Below are 19,520 nucleotides of genomic sequence, written 5' to 3'. Positions count from 1 at the left end.
CGAAGTGGCGGTGACCACTCAAGTGCAAAGCCGCACACCCGGCGAAAGCATTAAGCAGATCAGCGTCAACCAGCTACGCAGCAACGGCCTTTACGCCTACACTTCAATCAATGCGCCACGGGGTCTTAACGAGCGGATTTACCATGTGTGGCAACTCAATGGTCAAGAATTTGATCGCATCGCGCTGGATATTCACGGTGGGCGCAAGGAGGGTTACCGCGCTTGGACCCACAAACTGAACTTCCCGCCCAATCCGGTCGGGCGCTGGCAAGTGAAGGTGCTGACCGAAGACGGGCAAATGCTTGGCGTGTTGCGCTTCAAAGTGACCGACACAGATCAAGCTACCCCCACAAATGTACAGGCAAACTGAAACACTTTTACGAGAGTGTGCTATTACATAAAGTCTGCGTTTAAGCGTACTGAGCATGGAGCCTAAGACTATTACTGCCATGGCGGGCGATGCCCAACTAGACACGTCAAGTAATCCGGCGCGGCTGATCATCAGTGGCCAATGGACATTAGCCAATTATGCCCGGCTAAAAAAGCTGACCGAGCAGCTCGCGGACAAGTACGACGCCAGTACCCAGATTGACCTCGACGACGTATCCCGCCTAGACACTGCGGGTGCGTCGCTGCTGGTTGAGTTGCTGGGGGCTGAGCGCGTCAGCCAACTGGCCGGTAGCGCCACCAAACTCCCCGAAGCTGATCGCGCCTTGCTGCAAACCGTATACTCCTCAATGCGCGACTTCTGCGTGCCGGTTAAAGCGGTCGAAATAAACATCGGCCTGTTATTGCTGAGTCGAATCGGCTCTGCGGTCTATAAGCTGTGGCAAGACACCTTGCAGTTGCTGGGCTTTATCGGTCTGATCCTACAGACCCTAGCCCGCAACCTGTTGCGCCCCAAACAGTGGCGCCTGACCCCGGTGGTGGCGCAAATCGAGCAAATCGGCCTCAACGCCGCGCCCATTGTGGCGCTGCTGACCTTTATGGTGGGTGCCGTGGTGGCGTTTTTGGGGGCCACGGTATTGGCCAACTTTGGTGCCGGGATTTACACCGTCGACTTGGTGGCCTTTTCGTTTCTGCGAGAGTTTGGCGTGTTGCTCACCGCCATCTTGTTGGCAGGCCGAACCGCCAGTTCGTTTACCGCGCAAATCGGCTCAATGAAGGCCAACGAAGAGATTGATGCGATCCGCACGTTGGGCCTTGATCCGATGGACTTGCTGGTATTGCCGCGAGTGCTGGCGTTGTTGATCGCGCTGCCGATGCTGACTTTTTTGGCCATGATGGCCGGCATTCTCGGCGGGGCGGTGGTGTGCGTAGTTTCGCTAGGCATTTCCCCGGACATGTTTATTTCGATGTTGCACTCTGACATCGGGGTCAAAAACTTTTTGGTGGGCATGGTCAAAGCGCCTTTCTTTGCGTTCCTGATTGCCGCCGTGGGTTGCCTTGAAGGCTTTAAGGTCAGTGGCAGCGCCGAGTCGGTGGGCGCTCACACCACCTCAAGCGTGGTGCAGTCGATCTTTGTCGTGATCCTCCTCGATGCCGTGGCCGCGCTGTTCTTTATGGAGATGGGCTGGTGAGTACGCCAAAAAGCACGCCCCGTGAGGCGGTGATCGAAGTGCGCGATCTGTGCAATCGCTTTGGCTCCCAGAGCGTGCACGAGCATCTCGATTTGGATGTGTATAAAGGTGAAATTTTAGGCGTGGTCGGCGGCTCCGGTACCGGTAAGTCGGTGCTATTGCGCAGCATTGTCGGCTTGCGCCGCCCGAATGAGGGCCAAGTACGGGTGTTCGGCCAAGACCTAATGAGCCTGCGCGAAGCCGAGCGCTCGTTGATTGAGCGGCGCTTCGGTGTGCTGTTTCAGCAAGGCGCGCTGTTTTCTTCGCTGACGGTCACCGAGAACATCGCCATGCCCTTGATCGAACACGCCGGGCTAAGCCGACCCGACGCTGAGCACTTAGCGTGCGTCAAGCTGGCGCTGGCCGGGTTGCCGTTGTCGGCTGCCGACAAGTACCCGTCTGCGCTGTCTGGCGGGATGATCAAGCGCGCCGCACTGGCCCGAGCACTGGCACTGGACCCAGATATTTTGTTTCTCGACGAGCCCACTGCTGGGCTTGATCCCATTGGCGCGGCGGCGTTCGACCAACTGATTTTGACCCTGCGTGATGCGCTGGGTTTGAGCGTGTTTCTGGTCACCCACGACCTCGACACGCTTTACACCATCACCGACCGAGTGGCGGTGTTGTCGCAAAAACGAGTGTTGGTGGCAGCACCCATCGCCGAAGTCGAAAACTTCGACGACCCCTGGATTCATGAGTATTTCCATGGCCCTCGTGGCCGCGCCGCGTATGAAGCGGCAACCCAGCGTAAGGAGCAATGACATGGAAACCCGCGCCCATCATGTACTGATTGGCCTGTTCAGCGTGTTGGTCATCGCAGGCGCCATGCTGTTTGGCCTGTGGCTGGCCAAGTCGAGCATGGATGACACGTTCAAGGATTACCAAGTGGTCTTCAACGAGGCAGTCAGCGGCTTGTCCAAAGGCAGCTCGGTGCAATACAACGGGATCAAGGTCGGTGATGTGATTGAGCTGCGTCTGGACGACAAAGATCCGCGTCGGGTGCTGGCACGGATTCGTCTGGCAGCCGGTACGCCGGTTAAAGTCGACACCAAGGCCAAGCTCGCACTGACCGGCGTGACCGGCACCTCGATCATCCAGCTCAGCGGCGGCGACCCTAACAGCCCGATGCTTAAAGGCAACGATGGCAAGCTGCCGATAATCGTGGCGGCGCCCTCCCCGATTGCTCGGCTATTGACCGATGGCAATGACATGCTGGCCAACATTAACGTGTTGCTGCACAACGCCAACCGCCTGTTCTCCCATGAGAACGTCGACAGTGTGACCAAAACCTTGGCAAGCGTTGAGCAGACCACCGCTGCGCTTGCTGACCAGCGCGGTGACATTGCCCAAACCCTCAAGCAACTGTCGCAAGTGGGCAAGCAAGCGTCTGCAACACTTGAGCAAACCACCGCGCTGATGCGCAATGCCAATGGCCTGCTCAATAGCCAAGGCAAGCAAATGTTCACCACCGCAGAACAGGCCATGCAATCGCTGGAGCAGAGCACCGCGACCATCAACCGGCTGATTAACAACAACGAAGAATCGCTCAACAGCGGGCTGCAAGGGCTTAATCAGCTAGGCCCGGCGGTTAACGAGTTGCGCGAGACGCTTAGTACGCTGCGGGGCATTTCGCGGCGTCTAGAAGCCAACCCGAGCGGTTACTTGCTGGGCCGCGAGCAGAACAAGGAATTCACGCCATGATCCGACCTTACCGCCTGGCAGGCTCACTCTTACTGGCCGCCAGCCTGAGCGTGCTCAGCGCTTGTTCGATTTTCCCCAAGCCCGAAGTGGTTGATGTGTATCGACTGCCTGACGCGCAAACGCCGATTGCGGCTAGCCAAGCGGCGCCGGTGGCGTGGTCACTGCGGCTGGACAAGCCGATGGCCAGCAACACGCTCAACAGCCAGAACATTGCCGTGGTGCCCGAAGGCAACTTGGTCAGCAACTACAAAGGCGCACGCTGGAGCGACCCGGCACCGGCGTTGCTGCGCAATCGACTGCTAGATGCCTTTTTGCAGGACGGTCGGGTTCAGGCGTTGAGCACCGATGACAGCAACTTGCAGTCCGACTACGAGTTAGGCGGCGAACTGCTGGCCTTCCAGACGCATTACAACGGCAAAAACCCGGAAATCTTGGTGCAGTACAACGCTCGTCTGGTGCGCAGCAGCGACCAACGGATCATCAGTTCAAGGCGCTTTGAAGTTCGTCAGCCACTCAACAATCCACAGGTGCCGCAGGTGGTTGCAGGCTTTGGGCAAGCCTCTGACACGCTGATGCCGCAAATGGTGCAGTGGGCGATCCAGCAGGGTCAGGCTCAGCCGCAACGTTGACAGACCTGTGTTCGTATGTGTGGGCATTGGTATCTACACAGGATGTATTGGTAGACAAATTTCCCGTGTGGAGCTGCCGCAGGCTGCGATCTTTTGAGGTTGCGATAGAAGATCAAAAGATCGCAGGCTGCGCCAGCTCCTACACAAGCAGATATGCAACCAAACACCGTACGCGATGGTGTCACGACTGCCAGCCGTTGATCTCAGCCTTTGTGTCTCGTCAGCGACTACAGACTTAGCCCGTTTGCTGCGCGATAGCGCGGCGTCTGGACGGCAGGGAATCTTCTACAGGATTTAAGCCTGGCTGAACGTATTCGCCAGCTCACGCAGCAGGACTTCGGCTTCCAGCACTTTATCCACCGCGTCTTCGGCTTTGTCACGGCTCACACCCAAGCGCTCGAACAGCGCGTCAGGCAGCGGCGCGTAAGCCCCGTGACCAATACCGCGATTGCGCAGCAGCCCTAACGCCATGCACACCAGATTCGGGTATTCGGCATGGGCATCGGTGTAGTCCGGGTAGTGTTGGAAACGCAAAGCGGTGGCCAACTCATCCGGCATCTCCCAGTGACGCATTAACCAAGCGCCCATTTGCTCACGACTCACGCCCAAAAAGTGCTGCTCAATTGCGCTGTGGCTGACGTGCGGGTTGACCTCAAGGTGGCGGCAGATCAGTGAGAAGTGCGGCGGAAAGACGTGAGCAAGCAATAAGTAACCAAAGTTATGCAGCAGCCCCGCCAAGTACGCCAGCCCCGTCTCCGGGCGTTTTTCGCGCGGCATGCTGCGCGTCAACCCCTCAATAACGGCCGCCGTGTAGATCGACTGTTGCCAATACGGAGTGCTGGACTGCGGGTGATCAACGGGCAGGTTTAGGGTTTTACCCAGCGACAGACTCAACGCTAGATTGATCACCAAATCGACCCCAAGCACCCGTACGATGGCGTCTTCTACCGAGCGGATTTTGGCCGTCGAGGCGTAGTAAGACGACGATGCCCAGCTCATGACTTGTGCCGCCAACGCAGGGTCGGTCTCTACAACGCTGGTGATTTCATCAATGGTGACGTCGGGATCAACCCGCAGGCGCATGATTTTGCGCACACTCTCCGCCAATGGCGGCAGCTCGATGGTGGCTTCAAGTCGTTGCTGTATGCGCCGTGCTGTGAACGCTTGAACCGCCTGACTGATGGCTGCGCTATCGTCGTCGGGAAGGCTTAGATTGAGGCTGACTGCACTCAAGGGCTCACCAAAGCGTCCCGAGTTGGCGATACCCAATAAGCGTTGGAAGTCTTCACGGGTCACTTCCAACAATAAACCCGGCTCGCCCGAAGTGATCAGCAGCAAAGGCTGTTGCAGCAATTGCTCGTCGTACAAACAGGACGAACGCATAAGCGAAGGGAAACCCGGCAGTTGGCTCACGCCGTGACGGTCGAGCAGCTCGCGAAGTCGACTCTGCGCGATGGCAGTCATGCGGCGCCCGATTAAATGGGCCAAGCGGTTAAGGTCGAGTAATTGGCTCTGCGCGAACATCACCATCAAGGTGCCTGCCGTGTCATTAAGCAGCACGGCCTGCACCTTGCTGGCCGGGTTCAGCCCCGGATGATCGAGGACTTCGCGATACCCCACGGCCCGCTCTTCAAGCAGTTGCTTTATAGCGAGGGGCGTTCTCGCAACGACGAGGGCAGCAGCAACTTTACTCATGGTCTATATCCGATCTGTGCAGCTCAAATGTAATTACCCGACATTAAATCGGCCGCGTCTGTCATTACTGAACGGTCTTTTTACACCTGCCCGTATTGCTGGCCATGGCGTAACCAGCGGTCCAGCAATGGGCTGACGTGACTTGGCCAACGCTCTAACAAGGCCAAAGCGGCGTCACGCACAGCAGGTAGCAAATCGGCATCTCGCATCAAATCGGCGACTTTGAATTGCAGCAGACCCGTTTGCCGGGTGCCGAGCATCTCGCCAGGGCCGCGTAATTCAAGGTCTTTTTCAGCGATGACAAAACCATCATTGGTCTCACGCATGATGCCAAGACGCTGGCGCCCGACTTGAGACAGCGGCGGGTGATACAACAATACGCAGTGGCTGGCGGCGCTGCCCCGGCCCACGCGCCCTCGTAATTGGTGCAACTGGGATAACCCGAGGCGCTCGGGGTTTTCGATGATCATCAGGCTCGCGTTAGGCACGTCCACGCCCACTTCGATCACCGTGGTAGCGACCAGCAATTGCAGCTCGCCCGCTTTGAATTGAGCCATGACGTCGGCTTTTTCAGCGGCTTTCATACGACCATGAATCAGCCCAACACGCAGTTCACCCAGCGCGCTGGAAAGGTCTTCAAAGGTGCTTTCTGCGGCTTGACAGGTCATTTCTTCTGATTCTTCAATCAGGGTGCACACCCAATACGCTTGCCGCCCTTCGGCACAGGCGGCGCGCACTCGCTCAATCACTTCTACGCGCCGCGTGTCGACCACCAGCACTGTGTTGACCGGCGTCCGGCCGGGCGGAAGTTCGTCAAGAATTGACGTGTCGAGATCGGCATAGGCACTCATGGCCAAGGTGCGCGGGATCGGGGTCGCCGTCATGATCAACTGGTGTGGACACATAACGCCGCCTACGCCCTTGTTGCGCAAAGCCAGACGTTGCTGCACACCGAAACGATGCTGCTCGTCGATAATCACCAAGGCGAGGTTTTTGAAATGCACCTGATCTTGAAACAACGCATGGGTGCCGACCACCATCGGTGCACCGTTAGCGATTTGCTCCAACGCCGCAACCCGCGCCTTGCCTTTGAGCTTGCCCGCCAGCCACGCGACCTCAAGACCCAACGGCTCCAGCCAGCGTTTGAAGCTGATGAAGTGCTGCTCGGCAAGGATTTCCGTGGGCGCCATCAAGGCCACTTGATAACCGGCTTCCAGCGCTTGCAGCGCGGCGAGTGCCGCAACCACTGTTTTGCCTGCACCGACGTCGCCCTGAATCAAGCGCAGCATGGGTTCGGGTCGGCTGAGGTCGTAAGCGATTTCGTTACCGACGCGCACTTGAGCACCGGTTGGCGGAAACCCCAGATTGGCCAGGTATTGCTTGGGCAACTTTTTAGCCTTGGGTAAGGCCGGAGCTTGTTGAGAGCGCAGGCTTTCGCGCAAACGTTGCTGCGAGAGTTGGTGAGTCAATAGTTCTTCAAACGCCAAGCGGTGCTGAGCCCAGTGATGACCGAGCGCAAGTTCTTCGACATCGGCATCTGCAGGCGGCTGATGCAAATAACGAATGGCCTCATCAAGCGGGGCCAGTTGATAGTCTTTGGCCAGCTCTGGCGGTAACCAGTCAGGCAGACTGCGCGGCCCCAGCATGGCTAGGCTTTGCTGGCTGAGTTGGCGCAAACGCTGTTGCGTCAGCCCCTCGGTGCTGGGGTAGATCGGCGTCAGTGTCGTGTCGACAGGCGGCGGTTCTGCCCCGGTAATGGCCCGGTACTCGGGGTGATAAATTTCCAGCCCCGACGCGCCGGGTCGCGCCTCACCGTAGCAACGGACTTCAGTGCCACGCTTGAGGCTTTCTTTTTGCGCGTTGCTGAAATGGTAGAAGCGCAGGCTCAAGCCGCCGGTGCCATCGTTGATGCGCACCAGCAGGCTTCGGCGCTTACCCATCACCACGTCGATGCCGATTACCCGACCCTCCACCACGGCATCTTGGCCGGGGCGCAGCGCACCAATCGGCACCACGCGGGTGCGGTCCTGATAGCGCAAGGGCAGATGAAACAGCACATCCTGAACAGTTTCGAGCCCAACCTTGGCCAGTTTCTCAGCCATGGCCTCACCCACGCCCTTAAACGCGGTGACTGACACGTTTGACAACTCGGTCATTTCAGCTTCTTAGGTCGCGGCAGGTGGCTTGGCCACGGAGCATAGGCGGATCGAATCCGCGAGAATTTCAATGGCCTTGGGCCGCGGAAAGCTCGCGCGCCAAGCAATGGCCACGGTGCGCAAAGGCACCGGCGGGGTCAGCGGGCGCACGGCTAAAATGCCAGGAGCGTAATGGTGACTGTCCACGGCCGACAACGGCAAGATCGAGATACCCAAGCCCGAGGCGACCATGTGCCGAATGGTTTCCAACGAGCTGGACTCCACCGTGGTGTGCCGAGCGCCATCTGCGCCTTTGGTCAGTGTCGGGCACGCCTCAAGCACTTGATCACGGAAGCAATGACCCTCGCCCAGCAGCAGCAAACTCTTATCATTGAGCAAACTGGCGTCGATGGTTTTCTTTTTGCTCCACGGGTGTTCACTCGGCATGAGCACGTAGAACGGCTCGTCGTAGAGCGGCAGCGTCAGTACGTCGGCTTCTTGGAACGGCAGCGCAATGATGATCGCGTCCAGCTCGCCATTGCGCAGTTTGTCGCGCAGCACGTGTGTGAAGTTTTCTTCGATATACAACGGCATTTGCGGGGCGACCCGATGCAGTTGCGGAATAAGGTGTGGGAAAAGGTACGGGCCAACCGTGTAAATAGCTCCCACTTTGAGTGGCGCGGTCAGTTGGTTTTTACCGGCCTGAGCCAACTCTCGGATGCCTTGCGCTTGCTCAAGCACCTTTTGCGCTTGGGCAACGATGCCTTCACCCACAGGCGTGAGACGCACAGCGCTTTTGCTGCGCTCGAAAATCAGCACACCGAGTTCGTCTTCCAGTTTTTTCACGCCCACCGACAAGGTCGGTTGGCTGACATGGCAACGTTCGGCGGCGTGGCCGAAGTGTTGTTCTTGGGCGAGCGTAACGATGTAGCGTAATTCGGTAAGAGTCATAACGGGCGTCCCTGTGGTTGCGGGCCAAGCATAACGGCTGCAAACGATAGACGCACGTTATCAGACATTGCCCACAGAACCACAGTGACGGTAGTGCGTATTGCTTAATAGCAGGTAGCAAACGCTGAGAGGGGCCAATTTCGTGACGATGCCTTTTAAGCCTGGATGCAAAAAGGGCACCCTAAGGTGCCCTTTTTGGTTCTATCGCCGACGTTTTTCGATGGAATAAACGAAGGGAGCCACGATTTCGATGCTGCCATTGGTCAGCATGTCTGCTGGCGGTTTGGGCAACGGTTGTGCCCGACGAATCATTTCCAGGGTGGCCCGGTCCAGATCCGCATTGCCAGAGCGGCCTACCAGCTCGTAGGACAGCACCTTGCCTTCAGCGTCTACCACAAAGCGCAGACGGTTCAGACCTTCCTTGCCCCGTGCCTGAGCCCCAGGCGGGTACTTTTTGTACTTGCCCAAGTGGGCCAACAATGAGCCTTCCCAGCTGGCTTTGGCGGCCAGTTGTTGTGGCGACGGGCCTGGAGCCGGTGCAGCAGACTTCTCACTCGGCGCCTTAGTCGGCGTTGCGTCGCTTGGTTTCTCTTCTGACGGCTTTTCTTTAACCGGTTCAGGTTTTTCCACAGGCTTAGGCGGCTGGGGCTTTTGCTTAGGTTTGACCGGTTTCGGAACAGCAATCTTCGGCTTGGGCGCTTCGGCCAGCTTGGGTATCGGTAACTCTTCCACGGGAGCCGGCGGTTGCGGTGGGGTCACCACCTTCGGCGGCGCAGGCGGAGGCGGAGCTGGCATAGGCGCCAGATCAACCATCATCGCTTGCGGCGGAAGTTCGATAGCCCGCGGGTTGGACCATTGCAGGGCAAGAATCACTGCCACCGCATGCACAGCCAACACCACGGCCAAGCTGATTGCGTAACGCGTCATTTTTCGGCGCGCTATGGTCATTTCTTGGCTGCCGTCTCGAGTCCAACAAGACCTACCTTCAAGTAACCGGCTGCGCGCAGTGCATCCATCACGCTCATCAAGTCACCGTAATCCACGCCTTTGTCGGCTTGGAAGAAGATCGTCGTGTCTTTGTTGTTGTGAGTCCTGGCATCCAGGGTCGGGCCCAACGCCTCAACCTTGACAGGCTCTTCGCCCAAATACAGACGTTGATCAGCCTTAACGCTGAGGAATACGGGCTTTTCAGGTCGCGGAGCCGGCTTGGCGGTCGACGCTGGCAAGTCAACCTTGATGTCCACAGTGGCCAGAGGTGCGGCCACCATGAAGATGATCAGCAGCACCAACATCACGTCAATAAAGGGGGTGACGTTGATTTCATGGTTCTCGGCGAGATCGTCATCGCCTTCTTTTAAATGCAGGCCCATGGCCGATTACCCCACTTTCACCATGTGCGGTTGCGAGCTACGCTCGGGCGGCAGGTGATCGAGGTCACGGCTAACCAGCAGCAACACTTCTGCCGACGCATCCGCTACCTGAGCCTTGTAGCCAGTAATGGAGCGAGCGAAAACGTTGTAGATCACAACAGCAGGGATCGCAGCAACCAGACCCAATGCAGTTGCCAGCAAGGCTTCAGCAATACCCGGGGCAACCACCGCTAAGTTGGTGGTTTGAGTTTTGGCGATACCGATAAAGCTGTTCATGATGCCCCAAACCGTACCGAACAGACCGACGAATGGCGCTGTGGAACCGATGGTCGCCAGCACGCCCGTGCCGCTGCTCATGTTACGGCCGCAAGCCGCTACCAAGCGCTCAAGGCGGAAGCTGACACGCTCTTTAATGCCTTCTTTCTCACGGCTATTGGCCGACAGACGCATTTCTTCCATGGCATCCTGCACCAGTAAGTGCGCAAGGGTGCCTTGTTTGGCAGCGGTTTCGCTGGCCTCTTGTAGGGTGCGGGCTTTTTTCAGGTTGGCAATTTCACCGCGCAGACGGCGTTTGGCGCCCATGACCTCAAAGCCTTTGGCGATCCAGATGGTCCACGTGATGATGGAAGCAATGGCTAGGCCGATCATCACAATTTTTACGATGATGTCTGCGTTTTTGTACATGCCCCAAGGGGACAGGTCGTGGGCCATGCCCAAGCTGTTATCTTCTTCAGCGACCACTTGCGGTGCGTCATCGTTCAGGGCGCTCGCATCGTCTGCCAATACAGGATCCGTCGCAGCCGGTACAGCGACAGGCGCCGGGGCCGAAGCCTCAGTGGCGGATTGTGCAGCCGGTGCGGCAGGCTCGTCGGCGAAGGCCGCAGCAGGTGCCAGCAAAAGGCTGAACATCAGCGCCGCAAGCCCACGCCATAGGCGTGATGGGCTCGAAAGCTGGGTTGGCGAAGCGTTGGGTTGATTGCGTGTCATGCTAGCCGGACCTGAAGAAAGAAAAGAGAATTGCCCTACAGTGCGTCTTAGGATCTGGGCAAACGGTGCATTATTATTGCAAGTAATTCTTGTTAACAAAAGCAATAGCATCTGTTTTTTTCAAAAGTCACGGTCTTGATCCTAGCCGTTCAGCCATTTTTGTAACATTTAGTAAGGGGTTTTCGCGATGTCTAACACAACGGCCATGATCGTCGGTTGCGGGGATGTAGGAAGTCGCTTGGCCACTCAATTGCTCAGTATTGGCTGGCAAGTGTATGGGCTGCGCCGCTCAATCGACCGACTGCCCGCGGGCGTCAGCGGCGTAGCAGGCGACCTGTTCAGCGAGGCATGCCCAGCGAACTGGCCCACGGGCCAGATTGATTACTTGGTGTACAGCGCTGCCGCGACGAATCACGATGAAGCGGGTTATCAAGCCGCTTATGTTGAAGGGCTCAAGCACACACTTAACTGGCTCAAACAGCACGGCCAGCAGCCTAAACGCCTGCTGTTTGTGTCCAGTAGCGGCGTGTATGTGCAACAAGGCGGCGAATGGGTGGATGAAACCTCCCCCACCGAGGCAACCAATTACTCTGGGCGAATCATGCTGCAGGCCGAGCAGGTCGCACTGCAAAGTAACTTGCCCGCCAGTGTTGTGCGTTTAACCGGTATCTACGGGCCAGGCCGTGAGCGTCTGCTGGGGCAAGTGCGACAAGGGTATCGTGTTGCGGTCGATCCGCCGTTATATGGCAACAGGATCCACGCCGATGATGCCGCGGGGCTTTTGGCCTTTTTGCTTAAGGCAGATCAGCAGGGCGAAGCGTTGGACGACTGCTATATCGGCGTCGATAACGAACCAGCACCACTGGCAGAAGTTGTGAATTGGCTGCGCGAGCGCTTAGGTGTAACCGAATGGGCCGACGAGGCAAGTGTGCGCCGCGCAGGCAGCAAACGTTGTAGCAATGCGCGAGCTAAAGCACTGGGCTGGGAACCGCGTTACCCGAGTTATCGCGAGGGATATACCGCGATTTTGGCTGGCTGATACCACTTGCCTCGCGATCTTTTGATCCTTTAAGGATCGCGAGCAAGCTCGCTACAGGGGTTTATGCGCCCCCCCCCTCTGGCTCAACTAGTTTTTGTAGGAGCTGCCGAAGGCTGCGATCTTTTGACCTTAAATCGTAAAAGATCGCGGCCTGCGGCAGCTCCAGAGGGGACAGTTGTTAGAGCTGCTTTTCCAGCACCCACTCCAGCTTGCCAGGATAAAGCTGAGGCATTTCGTCAGACTTGGCAGAGTCCAGCGCTTGGAAGATTTCAAGTCGGCGGCCGTTTCGTACAAAAATGTGTACAGCGCCGATTTCGTCTTGTTGCAGCCACAGACTGTCGTACTCACCGCTCATCGACGCGCAATCACCGGCCAGACACAACGCGTACGCGTTATTGTCAGGCAGACCTTTGATTTGGCCGTCCGGCATAAATGTCACCGTGTTGCCTTGCCCTAAACCGCTGATCACACGCCATTGACCGCCTAAATAAACGGCCTTAAGCGCGCGCTCGAAATGCGTGCCTAACGGCGCGTCGCTGGCCAGTTGCACAGGCGAACGAACAAAAGATTGCTGAGGGTCTGCGTCAGAAGCCGTTTGATTTAACGCTGCGCCTTTCAGGCCCAGCTCAATCGCCGAACTGCCATACATATCAACCTGCCAAGTGCCCTTCTTTTGAGGCAGCAATGTGCCTTCTACGCGTTCAAAACCGTTGGTGTAGCTGGCTTTAGCGTTTTTGGCGTCGATATCCCATTCAAGGTTCGGCCCGTTAGCCAGCAAGGCTTCGCGCAGATGGCCGCCTTTGGCTGCTTCATTAATTGCAGCTTGGTTAATCCAGACACCACTGATATCACGAGCTGCGGGATCGCTGGCACAGCCACCTAAAACCAAGGCGAGCAGTGACAAAACTAGCGCGTTGCGCATGGTGGGATCCTTTTAAAGCGGGGGGGGGAGCGAGGGGAGGCGCAGCAGGAAAGTGCTGCGCCGAGGGTCTTACTCAAGCACCAGAATAGCGTCCATCTCAACCTGCGAACCCTTTGGCAGGGCGGCAACGCCGATGGCGGCGCGAGCTGGATAAGGTTGCTCGAAGTACTTGCCCATGATCTCGTTGACCGTGGCGAAGTGGCTCAGATCGGTCAGGAAGATGTTCAGCTTAACGATGTCTTTGAACGAACCACCTGCGGCTTCAGCTACCGATTTCAAGTTTTCGAACACCTGAACGGTCTGGGCTTCAAAGCCTTCAACCAGTTCCATGGTTTTTGGGTCCAGCGGAATTTGACCGGACATGTAGACAGTATTGCCAGCTTTGATCGCCTGAGAGTAGGTGCCGATTGCAGCAGGTGCCTTATCGCTGGTGATTACAGTCTTGGACATGAGTGACTCCTTGTAATTAGGTGGCTACGCACGCATACGAGTGATGCGAATGACCCCGGTGAGGGCGCGCAGTTTTTTGATCACACGCGCCAGGTGCACGCGGTCGTGCACGCTGACTACCAGTTGGACCACGCTTATACGACCATCGCGTTCGTCCATGCTAATTTTTTCGATGTTGCCGTCGGCAGCGTTGACGCTGCTGGCCAACAATGCGATCAAGCCGCGCTGGTGTTCAAGCTCGACGCGCAATTCAACGTTGAATTCGCCAGTAACGTCCTTGGCCCATGATAGCTGGACGCATTTTTCAGGGTTATGACGGATCTCACTGATATTGCGGCAGTTGTCCAAGTGCACAACCATGCCTTTACCAGCAGACAAGTGACCGACAATCGGGTCGCCCGGAATCGGCGTACAGCACTTGGCGTAACTGAGTACCAGCCCCTCGGTTCCACGGATCGCCAGCGGACCCTCTGGGCTTGGTAACTGCTCGCCTTCGCCTAATAAGCGTCGAGCAACCACGTAAGCCATGCGGTTGCCCAAGCCAATGTCTTCAAGCAGGTCTTCGATGTGTTCCAACCGATACTCATGGAGCATGGCCTGAACGCGTTCGACGGGGATTTTGTCCAGGGCGCTATTAAAGCCGTTTAGCACCTTATTCAGCAGGCGCTCGCCGAGGCTGATCGACTCAGAGCGGCGTTGCAGTTTCAGCGCATGGCGAATGTGCGTTCGCGCCTTGCCAGTGACCACAAAGTTGAGCCATGCCGGATTTGGACGTGCGCCGGGAGCGCTGACGATCTCGACCGTGGAGCCACTTTGCAGCGGCTCGGACAGCGGCGCGAGACGACGATTGATTCGGCACGCAATGCAGCTGTTGCCGACGTCTGTGTGGACGGCATAGGCAAAGTCGACCGCCGTGGAGCCTTTGGGCAACTCCATGATCCGGCCTTTGGGCGTAAAGACGTAGACCTCGTCCGGGAACAGGTCGATTTTTACGCTTTCGATAAATTCGAGGGAGTTGCCCGCGCGCTGCTGCATCTCCAGCACGCCTTTAACCCATTGTCGCGCTCGGGCGTGGGTGCCCGTGTGCTGCTCATCGCCACTGGATTTATACAACCAGTGCGCGGCGATACCGTTATTGGCCATTTCTTCCATTTCACGGGTACGGATCTGAATTTCGATCGGTACGCCGTGCATGCCAAACAGCGTGGTATGCAGCGACTGATAGCCGTTGGCTTTAGGAATTGCGATGTAATCCTTGAAACGACCCGGCAGTGGCTTGTACAAATTATGTACAGCGCCCAGCACCCGATAGCAGGTGTCTACTTTATCAACGATGATCCTGAAGGCGTACACGTCCATGATCTCGTTGAACGCCCGGCGTTTGCCGCGCATCTTTTTATAGATGCCGTAGATATGCTTTTGACGCCCGCTCACTTCACCCTGAATACCATCAACGGCCAGACAGTGGCTAAGCGATTCTTCGATTTTGTTAACGATTTCCTTGCGGTTGCCCCGGGCACGTTTGACCGCCTGATAAATGCGCGCGGAGCGCATCGGGTACATCGCCTTGAAACCGAGGTCTTCGAATTCGATACGAATGTTGTGCATGCCCAGCCGATTGGCAATTGGGGCATAGATTTCCAAGGTTTCCTTGGCTATCCGTCGGCGTTTTTCGCCGGACAACACTTCGAGGGTACGCATGTTGTGCAAGCGGTCAGCCAGCTTGACCAGAATGACGCGAATATCGCGGGCCATGGCCATGGCCATTTTCTGGAAGTTTTCAGCCTGGGCTTCAGCTTTGGTTTCGAAGTTCATCTGGGTCAGCTTACTGACGCCATCGACCAGTTCGGCCACCGTTTCGCCGAATTGCGCAACCAACGCTTCTTTGGCAATACCGGTGTCTTCGATCACGTCATGCAGCATGGCTGCCATCAAGCTCTGATGGTCCATATGCATGTCGGCAAGGATGTTTGCCACTGCCAGCGGGTGCGTGACATAAGGCTCGCCGCTGCGTCGGCGTTGGCCGTCGTGGGCTTGTTCTGCGTAAAAATACGCTCGTCGGACCAGATTGACCTGGTCCGCACTGAGGTAGGTCGACAAGCTGTCGGCGAGGGAGTCTATGCTCGGCATGAGGGAGCCTCCTGCCAAAACTGTGAACCCTTCGCCGTACTACGTCGACCGGGCATAGGCTTAGTTAGCCTCGTTGGACTCGTCCTCGAACGCTGCGAACAGCGGTTCGTCTTCGACGATTTCAGCGTTAGCGATAAACTCGTAGCTCATCAGGCCTTCTGCGATTTCACGCAGGGCAACGACGGTAGGCTTATCGTTTTCCCACTGAACCAGAGGCTCTTTACCACCGGTGGCCAGTTGGCGGGCACGCTTGGTAGACAGCATGACCAGCTCAAAGCGGTTATCCACGTGTTCTAGACAGTCTTCAACGGTTACGCGGGCCATGGTCTTCCTCGTAGCAAATGCAATATGCGCGCTGCCCGGATGGGCGAGCGGACTCGACAGTTTAAAAAATCACCAGCCATTAGGGAAGCGCTGATTTTTAACTCGCCCTGCCCAATACTTCTGTAAGTGCCAATTTAAAGCCCTTGCAGAGGTTTTGGGAAGTGCTGTTTAACCCAGTAATTCGGCCAGCAATTTACCATAGCGCTGCTGTTGGCGTTTTTGCTGGAGACGACTGGCATGGAAAATGGCCTTCAAATCATCCAGTGCCAGCGCAAAGTCATCATTAATGATCAGGTAGTCGTAGTCGACGTAGTGGCTCATTTCACTCACGGCTTCGCGCATACGGCCGTCAATAATTTCAGCACTGTCCTGCCCACGATTGTCCAAGCGATCACGCAACGCCTGCTGGCTCGGCGGCAAAATAAAGATTGAACGCGCCTGAGGCATCAGCTTGCGGACCTGCTCGGCACCTTGCCAGTCGATTTCCAGAATCAGGTCATGGCCTTCATCCAGCGTCTGCTGCAAATAGCTTTGCGAAGTGCCATATAGATTGCCAAATACTTCAGCACGCTCAAGAAAATCACCGTGTTCGATCATCTTCACGAACTCTTCGCGCTCAACGAAGTGATAGTGCACACCGTTCTTTTCGCCGGGGCGCATGGCCCGGGTGGTGTGCGACACCGAGACACAAATCTGCGGCTCAATGTCAATCAGCGCTTTGACCAAGCTGCTTTTTCCCGCACCTGAAGGCGCAGAAATAATGTAAAGAGTGCCAGTGCTGTGGGTCATGTCGAAGTGAGCCTTACTCAATATTCTGTACTTGTTCACGCATTTGCTCGATCAACACTTTAAGGTTAACCGCCGCTTGAGTGCTGCGTGGGTCGAATGCTTTGGAACCGAGGGTGTTGGCCTCACGGTTAAGTTCTTGCATGAGGAAGTCGAGTCGACGACCGGCCGCTCCGCCCGATTTGAGCACGCGTCGCACTTCAAGAATGTGGGTGCTGAGACGATCAAGCTCTTCGGCGACGTCACTTTTTTGCGCAAGCATGACCATTTCTTGCTCAAGGCGCTGCGGATCAAGCTCGGCCTTCATATCTGCAAAGCGATCCAACACCTTTTGCCGCTGAGTGGCGAGCATATGCGGGACCTGCTCACGCAAGGTTTCGACGTCACTCTCAATGGCGCTCAAACGTTCGCTGATCAAGCGCGCCAGTTCAGAGCCTTCACGCTCGCGGCCACTTTTGAGCTCTTGCAAGCCTTGCTTGAACAGCGCCAGCGCCTGTGTGTTTAGCGCTTGCGGGTCGGCGGCATCGGCCACCAGAACACCGGGCCAAGCCAAAACTTCGAGTGGATTTAGGGCCGCGGGCTGCTTGATAAGACTGGCAATCGTCTCGGCGGCGGCAACCAGTTGCGCTGCCCGCTCGCGATTGACTTGCAGCGGTTTGCCGGCGCTTTCTTCGATGAAGCGCAACGTGCACTCCAGCTTGCCTCGGGAAATACCCTGTCGCAGCGCTTCCCGCACAGCACCTTCAAGCTCCCGAAAAGACTCCGGCAAACGCAGATGCGGCTCCAGGTATCGGCTGTTGACCGAGCGCAGCTCCCAACTCAGGGTGCCCTGAGTACCAGCGCTTTCAACGCGGGCAAAGGCGGTCATGCTGTGCACCATGGAGATACCTCGCGATCTGATGAGTGAATTCGGGCGGCTGTATAAGGCCGCGAAGTGTAACGCAGTGCAGCGGGCTGGCCCAAATGGCGTCTGTCGCAAAAGCACTCATAGCTGTAACCGCTGGCGCAGGCTGCGATGGCTTGGTTAACGGCCCTGGCGTTTGAAAATAAAAGGGGCTACAGATTTGGACTGTTTTTTAAATGTGCCCTGATCTGTCACGGCCTTTATAATGCTCAGCAGTTTTCCGTCCCGTACAGGTATCCCACATGAAACGTCCAAGTGGTCGCGCTGCCGATCAGCTGCGCCCGATCCGCATCACACGCAACTACACCAAACACGCAGAGGGTTCTGTACTGGTCGAGTTTGGTGACACTAAAGTCATCTGCACCGTCAGCGTCGAAAACGGTGTACCGCGCTTCCTTAAAGGCCAGGGTCAAGGCTGGCTGACAGCTGAGTACGGCATGTTGCCGCGCGCCACTGGCGAACGTAACCAGCGCGAAGCCAGCCGTGGTAAGCAAGGTGGTCGCACCCTAGAAATTCAGCGCCTGATCGGCCGCTCGCTGCGCGCAGCCTTAGACATGTCTAAACTGGGCGACATCACGTTGTACGTCGACTGCGATGTGATTCAGGCCGACGGCGGCACCCGTACTGCGTCGATCACCGGCTCAATGGTTGCACTGGTTGACGCCCTCAAAGTGATCAAAAAGCGCGGCGGCCTTAAAGGCGGCGACCCGATTAAACAAATGATCGCCGCCGTATCGGTCGGCATCTATCAAGGTGAACCCGTTCTTGATCTGGATTACCTTGAAGACTCGGCAGCCGAAACCGACTTGAACGTCGTGATGACCAGCACCGGTGGTTTCATCGAAGTTCAAGGTACTGCCGAAGGCGCGCCATTCCAGCCACAAGAGCTGAACGCCATGTTGGCATTGGCTCAAAAAGGCATGACCGAGATATTCGCACTGCAACAAGCGGCATTGGCTGACTGATTGCCAACCCCCTTGATGATCGACAGGAGAACGCCATGACAGAGTTAGACCTTTCAAACCCTAAGCCGAGCCGTGAAGCTCGCCAATGGGCGATGTTTTGTCACTTTTCGGCGTTCCTTGGGATGTGGTTTCCGTTTGGCAACCTGATTGGGCCGCTGATCGTTTGGCAGCTCAAGCGCGAGAGCGATCCCTTTATCGACGCTCAAGGTAAAGAGGCGCTGAACTTTCAGATCACCGTGGCGATTGCTTCGGCTATTTGCTACGTGCTGATGTTTGTGCTGATTGGCTTCGCTTTACTCGGCCTAGTGTTCATCGGTGCCGTAGTACTGGTGGTGATTGCCGGGGTTAAGGCTAACGACGGAGTGGCATACCGCTATCCGTTCACTTGGCGGCCAATTAAGTAGTCAGCCCAATCACCTGCAAAGTTTCGCTAGTAAAAGCCCGGATCGAAAAAATCCGGGCTTTTACTGTTTTGCCGTGCCCTAAGTCAGATTTCAACCAAACTGAAAGGACGCGATGCAATTGTTGTCATCACCTATCAGATGGATCCTATTAGGATCCATCTCTTTGGTGGACACTTCGTTAACGCCGACAACGCGAGTGCGTCCGGTAAGTTCGCTGATGTAGGCTTTAACGCTGGGCACATACGGTGTGCCGATCAAATGGCTAATCGCTTTTTTAACTTCATCATTGTTCATAGCTTAATCCTTTAAATGTATGAAATGCCCAAGTGGACCACGCCATTCTGTTGGGCTTACCCCCTCCCCATGCACTACATATTTGTCGTTTTTTCTCAATGCGCCATAAAGATGTAGCTCAATGTTTTGCCAAAATGCGCTTACCCGTACGTCCAGCTCCAGCAACGTGTACGGGCATAAAAAATGCCCGCATCTTTCGATACGGGCATTTTTAT

The 19,520-nt window shown here is 56.5% G+C and carries 21 protein-coding genes; 8 read left to right on the top strand and 13 right to left on the bottom strand.

Annotated features, from left to right (window positions below):
* The 5 genes from AQS70_RS12410 to AQS70_RS12390 all read left to right on the top strand — a co-directional run.
* Positions 1–370: DUF2914 domain-containing protein (locus AQS70_RS12410; RefSeq protein ID WP_156355147.1), on the top strand; the 370-nt coding region annotated here is incomplete at its 5' end.
* Between the two features lie 79 nt (positions 371–449).
* A complete protein-coding gene (locus AQS70_RS12405; RefSeq protein WP_055103072.1) occupies positions 450–1,580 on the top strand; it encodes an ABC transporter permease in 1,131 nt (376 codons plus the stop codon).
* Complete coding sequence (locus AQS70_RS12400; protein WP_055103071.1) at positions 1,577–2,380, top strand: ABC transporter ATP-binding protein; 804 nt, start codon at positions 1,577–1,579, stop codon at positions 2,378–2,380. The genes AQS70_RS12405 and AQS70_RS12400 overlap by 4 nt, the downstream gene beginning before the upstream one ends.
* Position 2,381: 1 nt before the next feature.
* Positions 2,382–3,320 (top strand): MlaD family protein, encoded by a 939-nt coding sequence (locus tag AQS70_RS12395; protein WP_055103070.1) that lies wholly within the window; start codon positions 2,382–2,384, stop codon positions 3,318–3,320.
* Positions 3,317–3,949 carry an ABC-type transport auxiliary lipoprotein family protein gene (locus tag AQS70_RS12390; RefSeq protein WP_055103069.1) on the top strand — a complete coding sequence of 211 codons (633 nt, stop codon included), beginning with the start codon at positions 3,317–3,319 and terminating at the stop codon, positions 3,947–3,949. Before AQS70_RS12395 ends, AQS70_RS12390 begins: the two co-directional genes overlap by 4 nt.
* A gap of 294 nt (positions 3,950–4,243) precedes the next feature.
* On the opposite strand, the gene AQS70_RS12385 is transcribed toward AQS70_RS12390, so the two are convergent.
* The 6 genes from AQS70_RS12385 to exbB form a co-directional block, all read right to left on the bottom strand.
* A complete protein-coding gene (locus AQS70_RS12385; RefSeq protein WP_055103068.1) occupies positions 4,244–5,644 on the bottom strand; it encodes an aminoacyl-tRNA deacylase and HDOD domain-containing protein in 1,401 nt (466 codons plus the stop codon).
* Between the two features lie 80 nt (positions 5,645–5,724).
* Positions 5,725–7,800 (bottom strand): ATP-dependent DNA helicase RecG, encoded by a 2,076-nt coding sequence (gene recG / locus AQS70_RS12380; protein WP_055103067.1) that lies wholly within the window; start codon positions 7,798–7,800, stop codon positions 5,725–5,727.
* A 9-nt stretch (positions 7,801–7,809) separates the two neighbouring features.
* Positions 7,810–8,730: a hydrogen peroxide-inducible genes activator gene (locus tag AQS70_RS12375; protein WP_055103066.1), complete on the bottom strand. Its 921-nt coding sequence runs from the start codon at positions 8,728–8,730 to the stop codon at positions 7,810–7,812.
* Positions 8,731–8,931: 201 nt separating this feature from the next.
* A complete protein-coding gene (locus AQS70_RS12370) occupies positions 8,932–9,678 on the bottom strand; it encodes an energy transducer TonB family protein (protein ID WP_055103065.1) in 747 nt (248 codons plus the stop codon).
* The gene (gene exbD / locus AQS70_RS12365) at positions 9,675–10,100 is read right to left on the bottom strand and encodes a TonB system transport protein ExbD (protein ID WP_055103064.1); all 426 of its coding nucleotides are present in this window, start codon (positions 10,098–10,100) and stop codon (positions 9,675–9,677) included. The genes AQS70_RS12370 and exbD overlap by 4 nt, the downstream gene beginning before the upstream one ends.
* 6 nt (positions 10,101–10,106) lie before the next feature.
* A complete protein-coding gene (gene exbB / locus AQS70_RS12360) occupies positions 10,107–11,087 on the bottom strand; it encodes a tonB-system energizer ExbB (RefSeq protein WP_055103063.1) in 981 nt (326 codons plus the stop codon).
* Between the two features lie 187 nt (positions 11,088–11,274).
* Between exbB and AQS70_RS12355 the strand changes: the two genes are divergently transcribed.
* Positions 11,275–12,126 (top strand): SDR family oxidoreductase, encoded by an 852-nt coding sequence (locus AQS70_RS12355; RefSeq protein WP_055103062.1) that lies wholly within the window; start codon positions 11,275–11,277, stop codon positions 12,124–12,126.
* Between the two features lie 178 nt (positions 12,127–12,304).
* Here the strand turns inward: AQS70_RS12355 and AQS70_RS12350 are convergent, their stop codons facing one another.
* From AQS70_RS12350 to AQS70_RS12325, 6 genes are all read right to left on the bottom strand, one after another.
* The gene (locus tag AQS70_RS12350; protein WP_055103061.1) at positions 12,305–13,048 is read right to left on the bottom strand and encodes a hypothetical protein; all 744 of its coding nucleotides are present in this window, start codon (positions 13,046–13,048) and stop codon (positions 12,305–12,307) included.
* Between the two features lie 69 nt (positions 13,049–13,117).
* The gene (locus AQS70_RS12345) at positions 13,118–13,498 is read right to left on the bottom strand and encodes a RidA family protein (RefSeq protein ID WP_055103060.1); all 381 of its coding nucleotides are present in this window, start codon (positions 13,496–13,498) and stop codon (positions 13,118–13,120) included.
* 24 nt (positions 13,499–13,522) lie between these two features.
* Complete coding sequence (spoT, locus tag AQS70_RS12340; RefSeq protein ID WP_055103059.1) at positions 13,523–15,628, bottom strand: bifunctional GTP diphosphokinase/guanosine-3',5'-bis pyrophosphate 3'-pyrophosphohydrolase; 2,106 nt, start codon at positions 15,626–15,628, stop codon at positions 13,523–13,525.
* Between the two features lie 60 nt (positions 15,629–15,688).
* A complete protein-coding gene (gene rpoZ / locus AQS70_RS12335; RefSeq protein WP_016782707.1) occupies positions 15,689–15,952 on the bottom strand; it encodes a DNA-directed RNA polymerase subunit omega in 264 nt (87 codons plus the stop codon).
* Positions 15,953–16,120: 168 nt separating this feature from the next.
* Entirely contained in the window at positions 16,121–16,741 is a 621-nt protein-coding gene (gene gmk / locus AQS70_RS12330; RefSeq protein ID WP_055103058.1) for a guanylate kinase, read from the bottom strand.
* Between the two features lie 13 nt (positions 16,742–16,754).
* Positions 16,755–17,618: a YicC/YloC family endoribonuclease gene (locus AQS70_RS12325; RefSeq protein ID WP_055103057.1), complete on the bottom strand. Its 864-nt coding sequence runs from the start codon at positions 17,616–17,618 to the stop codon at positions 16,755–16,757.
* A gap of 266 nt (positions 17,619–17,884) precedes the next feature.
* Here AQS70_RS12325 and rph point away from each other — a divergent pair, with 266 nt between their 5' ends.
* Positions 17,885–18,607 carry a ribonuclease PH gene (gene rph, locus AQS70_RS12320; protein WP_055103056.1) on the top strand — a complete coding sequence of 241 codons (723 nt, stop codon included), beginning with the start codon at positions 17,885–17,887 and terminating at the stop codon, positions 18,605–18,607.
* A 35-nt stretch (positions 18,608–18,642) separates the two neighbouring features.
* Complete coding sequence (locus AQS70_RS12315; RefSeq protein WP_055103055.1) at positions 18,643–19,011, top strand: DUF4870 domain-containing protein; 369 nt, start codon at positions 18,643–18,645, stop codon at positions 19,009–19,011.
* Between the two features lie 90 nt (positions 19,012–19,101).
* On the opposite strand, the gene AQS70_RS12310 is transcribed toward AQS70_RS12315, so the two are convergent.
* A complete protein-coding gene (locus tag AQS70_RS12310; RefSeq protein ID WP_055103054.1) occupies positions 19,102–19,305 on the bottom strand; it encodes a hypothetical protein in 204 nt (67 codons plus the stop codon).
* Positions 19,306–19,520 lie beyond the last annotated feature (215 nt).

Source organism: Pseudomonas endophytica (genome assembly GCF_001411475.1).
GTDB classification, from domain to species: Bacteria; Pseudomonadota; Gammaproteobacteria; order Pseudomonadales; family Pseudomonadaceae; genus Aquipseudomonas; species Aquipseudomonas endophytica.
The sequence above is the reverse complement of the archived record's forward strand: the minus strand, read 5'-3'. Positions and strand labels throughout refer to the sequence as shown.

What these genes read in the sequence shown, in the direction of transcription:
- AQS70_RS12390 (WP_055103069.1), top strand. Translation starts at nt 3,317, where the DNA reads ATGATCCGACCTTACCGCCTGGCAGGCTCACTCTTACTGGCCGCCAGC.
- AQS70_RS12310 (WP_055103054.1), bottom strand. Translation starts at nt 19,305, where the DNA reads ATGAACAATGATGAAGTTAAAAAAGCGATTAGCCATTTGATCGGCACA.
- AQS70_RS12375 (WP_055103066.1), bottom strand. Translation starts at nt 8,730, where the DNA reads ATGACTCTTACCGAATTACGCTACATCGTTACGCTCGCCCAAGAACAA.
- exbB (WP_055103063.1), bottom strand. Translation starts at nt 11,087, where the DNA reads ATGACACGCAATCAACCCAACGCTTCGCCAACCCAGCTTTCGAGCCCA.
- rpoZ (WP_016782707.1), bottom strand. Translation starts at nt 15,952, where the DNA reads ATGGCCCGCGTAACCGTTGAAGACTGTCTAGAACACGTGGATAACCGC.
- AQS70_RS12395 (WP_055103070.1), top strand. Translation starts at nt 2,382, where the DNA reads ATGGAAACCCGCGCCCATCATGTACTGATTGGCCTGTTCAGCGTGTTG.
- rph (WP_055103056.1), top strand. Translation starts at nt 17,885, where the DNA reads ATGAAACGTCCAAGTGGTCGCGCTGCCGATCAGCTGCGCCCGATCCGC.
- AQS70_RS12405 (WP_055103072.1), top strand. Translation starts at nt 450, where the DNA reads ATGGCGGGCGATGCCCAACTAGACACGTCAAGTAATCCGGCGCGGCTG.
- recG (WP_055103067.1), bottom strand. Translation starts at nt 7,800, where the DNA reads ATGACCGAGTTGTCAAACGTGTCAGTCACCGCGTTTAAGGGCGTGGGT.
- spoT (WP_055103059.1), bottom strand. Translation starts at nt 15,628, where the DNA reads ATGCCGAGCATAGACTCCCTCGCCGACAGCTTGTCGACCTACCTCAGT.
- gmk (WP_055103058.1), bottom strand. Translation starts at nt 16,741, where the DNA reads ATGACCCACAGCACTGGCACTCTTTACATTATTTCTGCGCCTTCAGGT.
- AQS70_RS12355 (WP_055103062.1), top strand. Translation starts at nt 11,275, where the DNA reads ATGTCTAACACAACGGCCATGATCGTCGGTTGCGGGGATGTAGGAAGT.
- AQS70_RS12315 (WP_055103055.1), top strand. Translation starts at nt 18,643, where the DNA reads ATGACAGAGTTAGACCTTTCAAACCCTAAGCCGAGCCGTGAAGCTCGC.
- AQS70_RS12370 (WP_055103065.1), bottom strand. Translation starts at nt 9,678, where the DNA reads ATGACCATAGCGCGCCGAAAAATGACGCGTTACGCAATCAGCTTGGCC.
- AQS70_RS12350 (WP_055103061.1), bottom strand. Translation starts at nt 13,048, where the DNA reads ATGCGCAACGCGCTAGTTTTGTCACTGCTCGCCTTGGTTTTAGGTGGC.
- AQS70_RS12385 (WP_055103068.1), bottom strand. Translation starts at nt 5,644, where the DNA reads ATGAGTAAAGTTGCTGCTGCCCTCGTCGTTGCGAGAACGCCCCTCGCT.
- AQS70_RS12345 (WP_055103060.1), bottom strand. Translation starts at nt 13,498, where the DNA reads ATGTCCAAGACTGTAATCACCAGCGATAAGGCACCTGCTGCAATCGGC.
- exbD (WP_055103064.1), bottom strand. Translation starts at nt 10,100, where the DNA reads ATGGGCCTGCATTTAAAAGAAGGCGATGACGATCTCGCCGAGAACCAT.
- AQS70_RS12325 (WP_055103057.1), bottom strand. Translation starts at nt 17,618, where the DNA reads ATGGTGCACAGCATGACCGCCTTTGCCCGCGTTGAAAGCGCTGGTACT.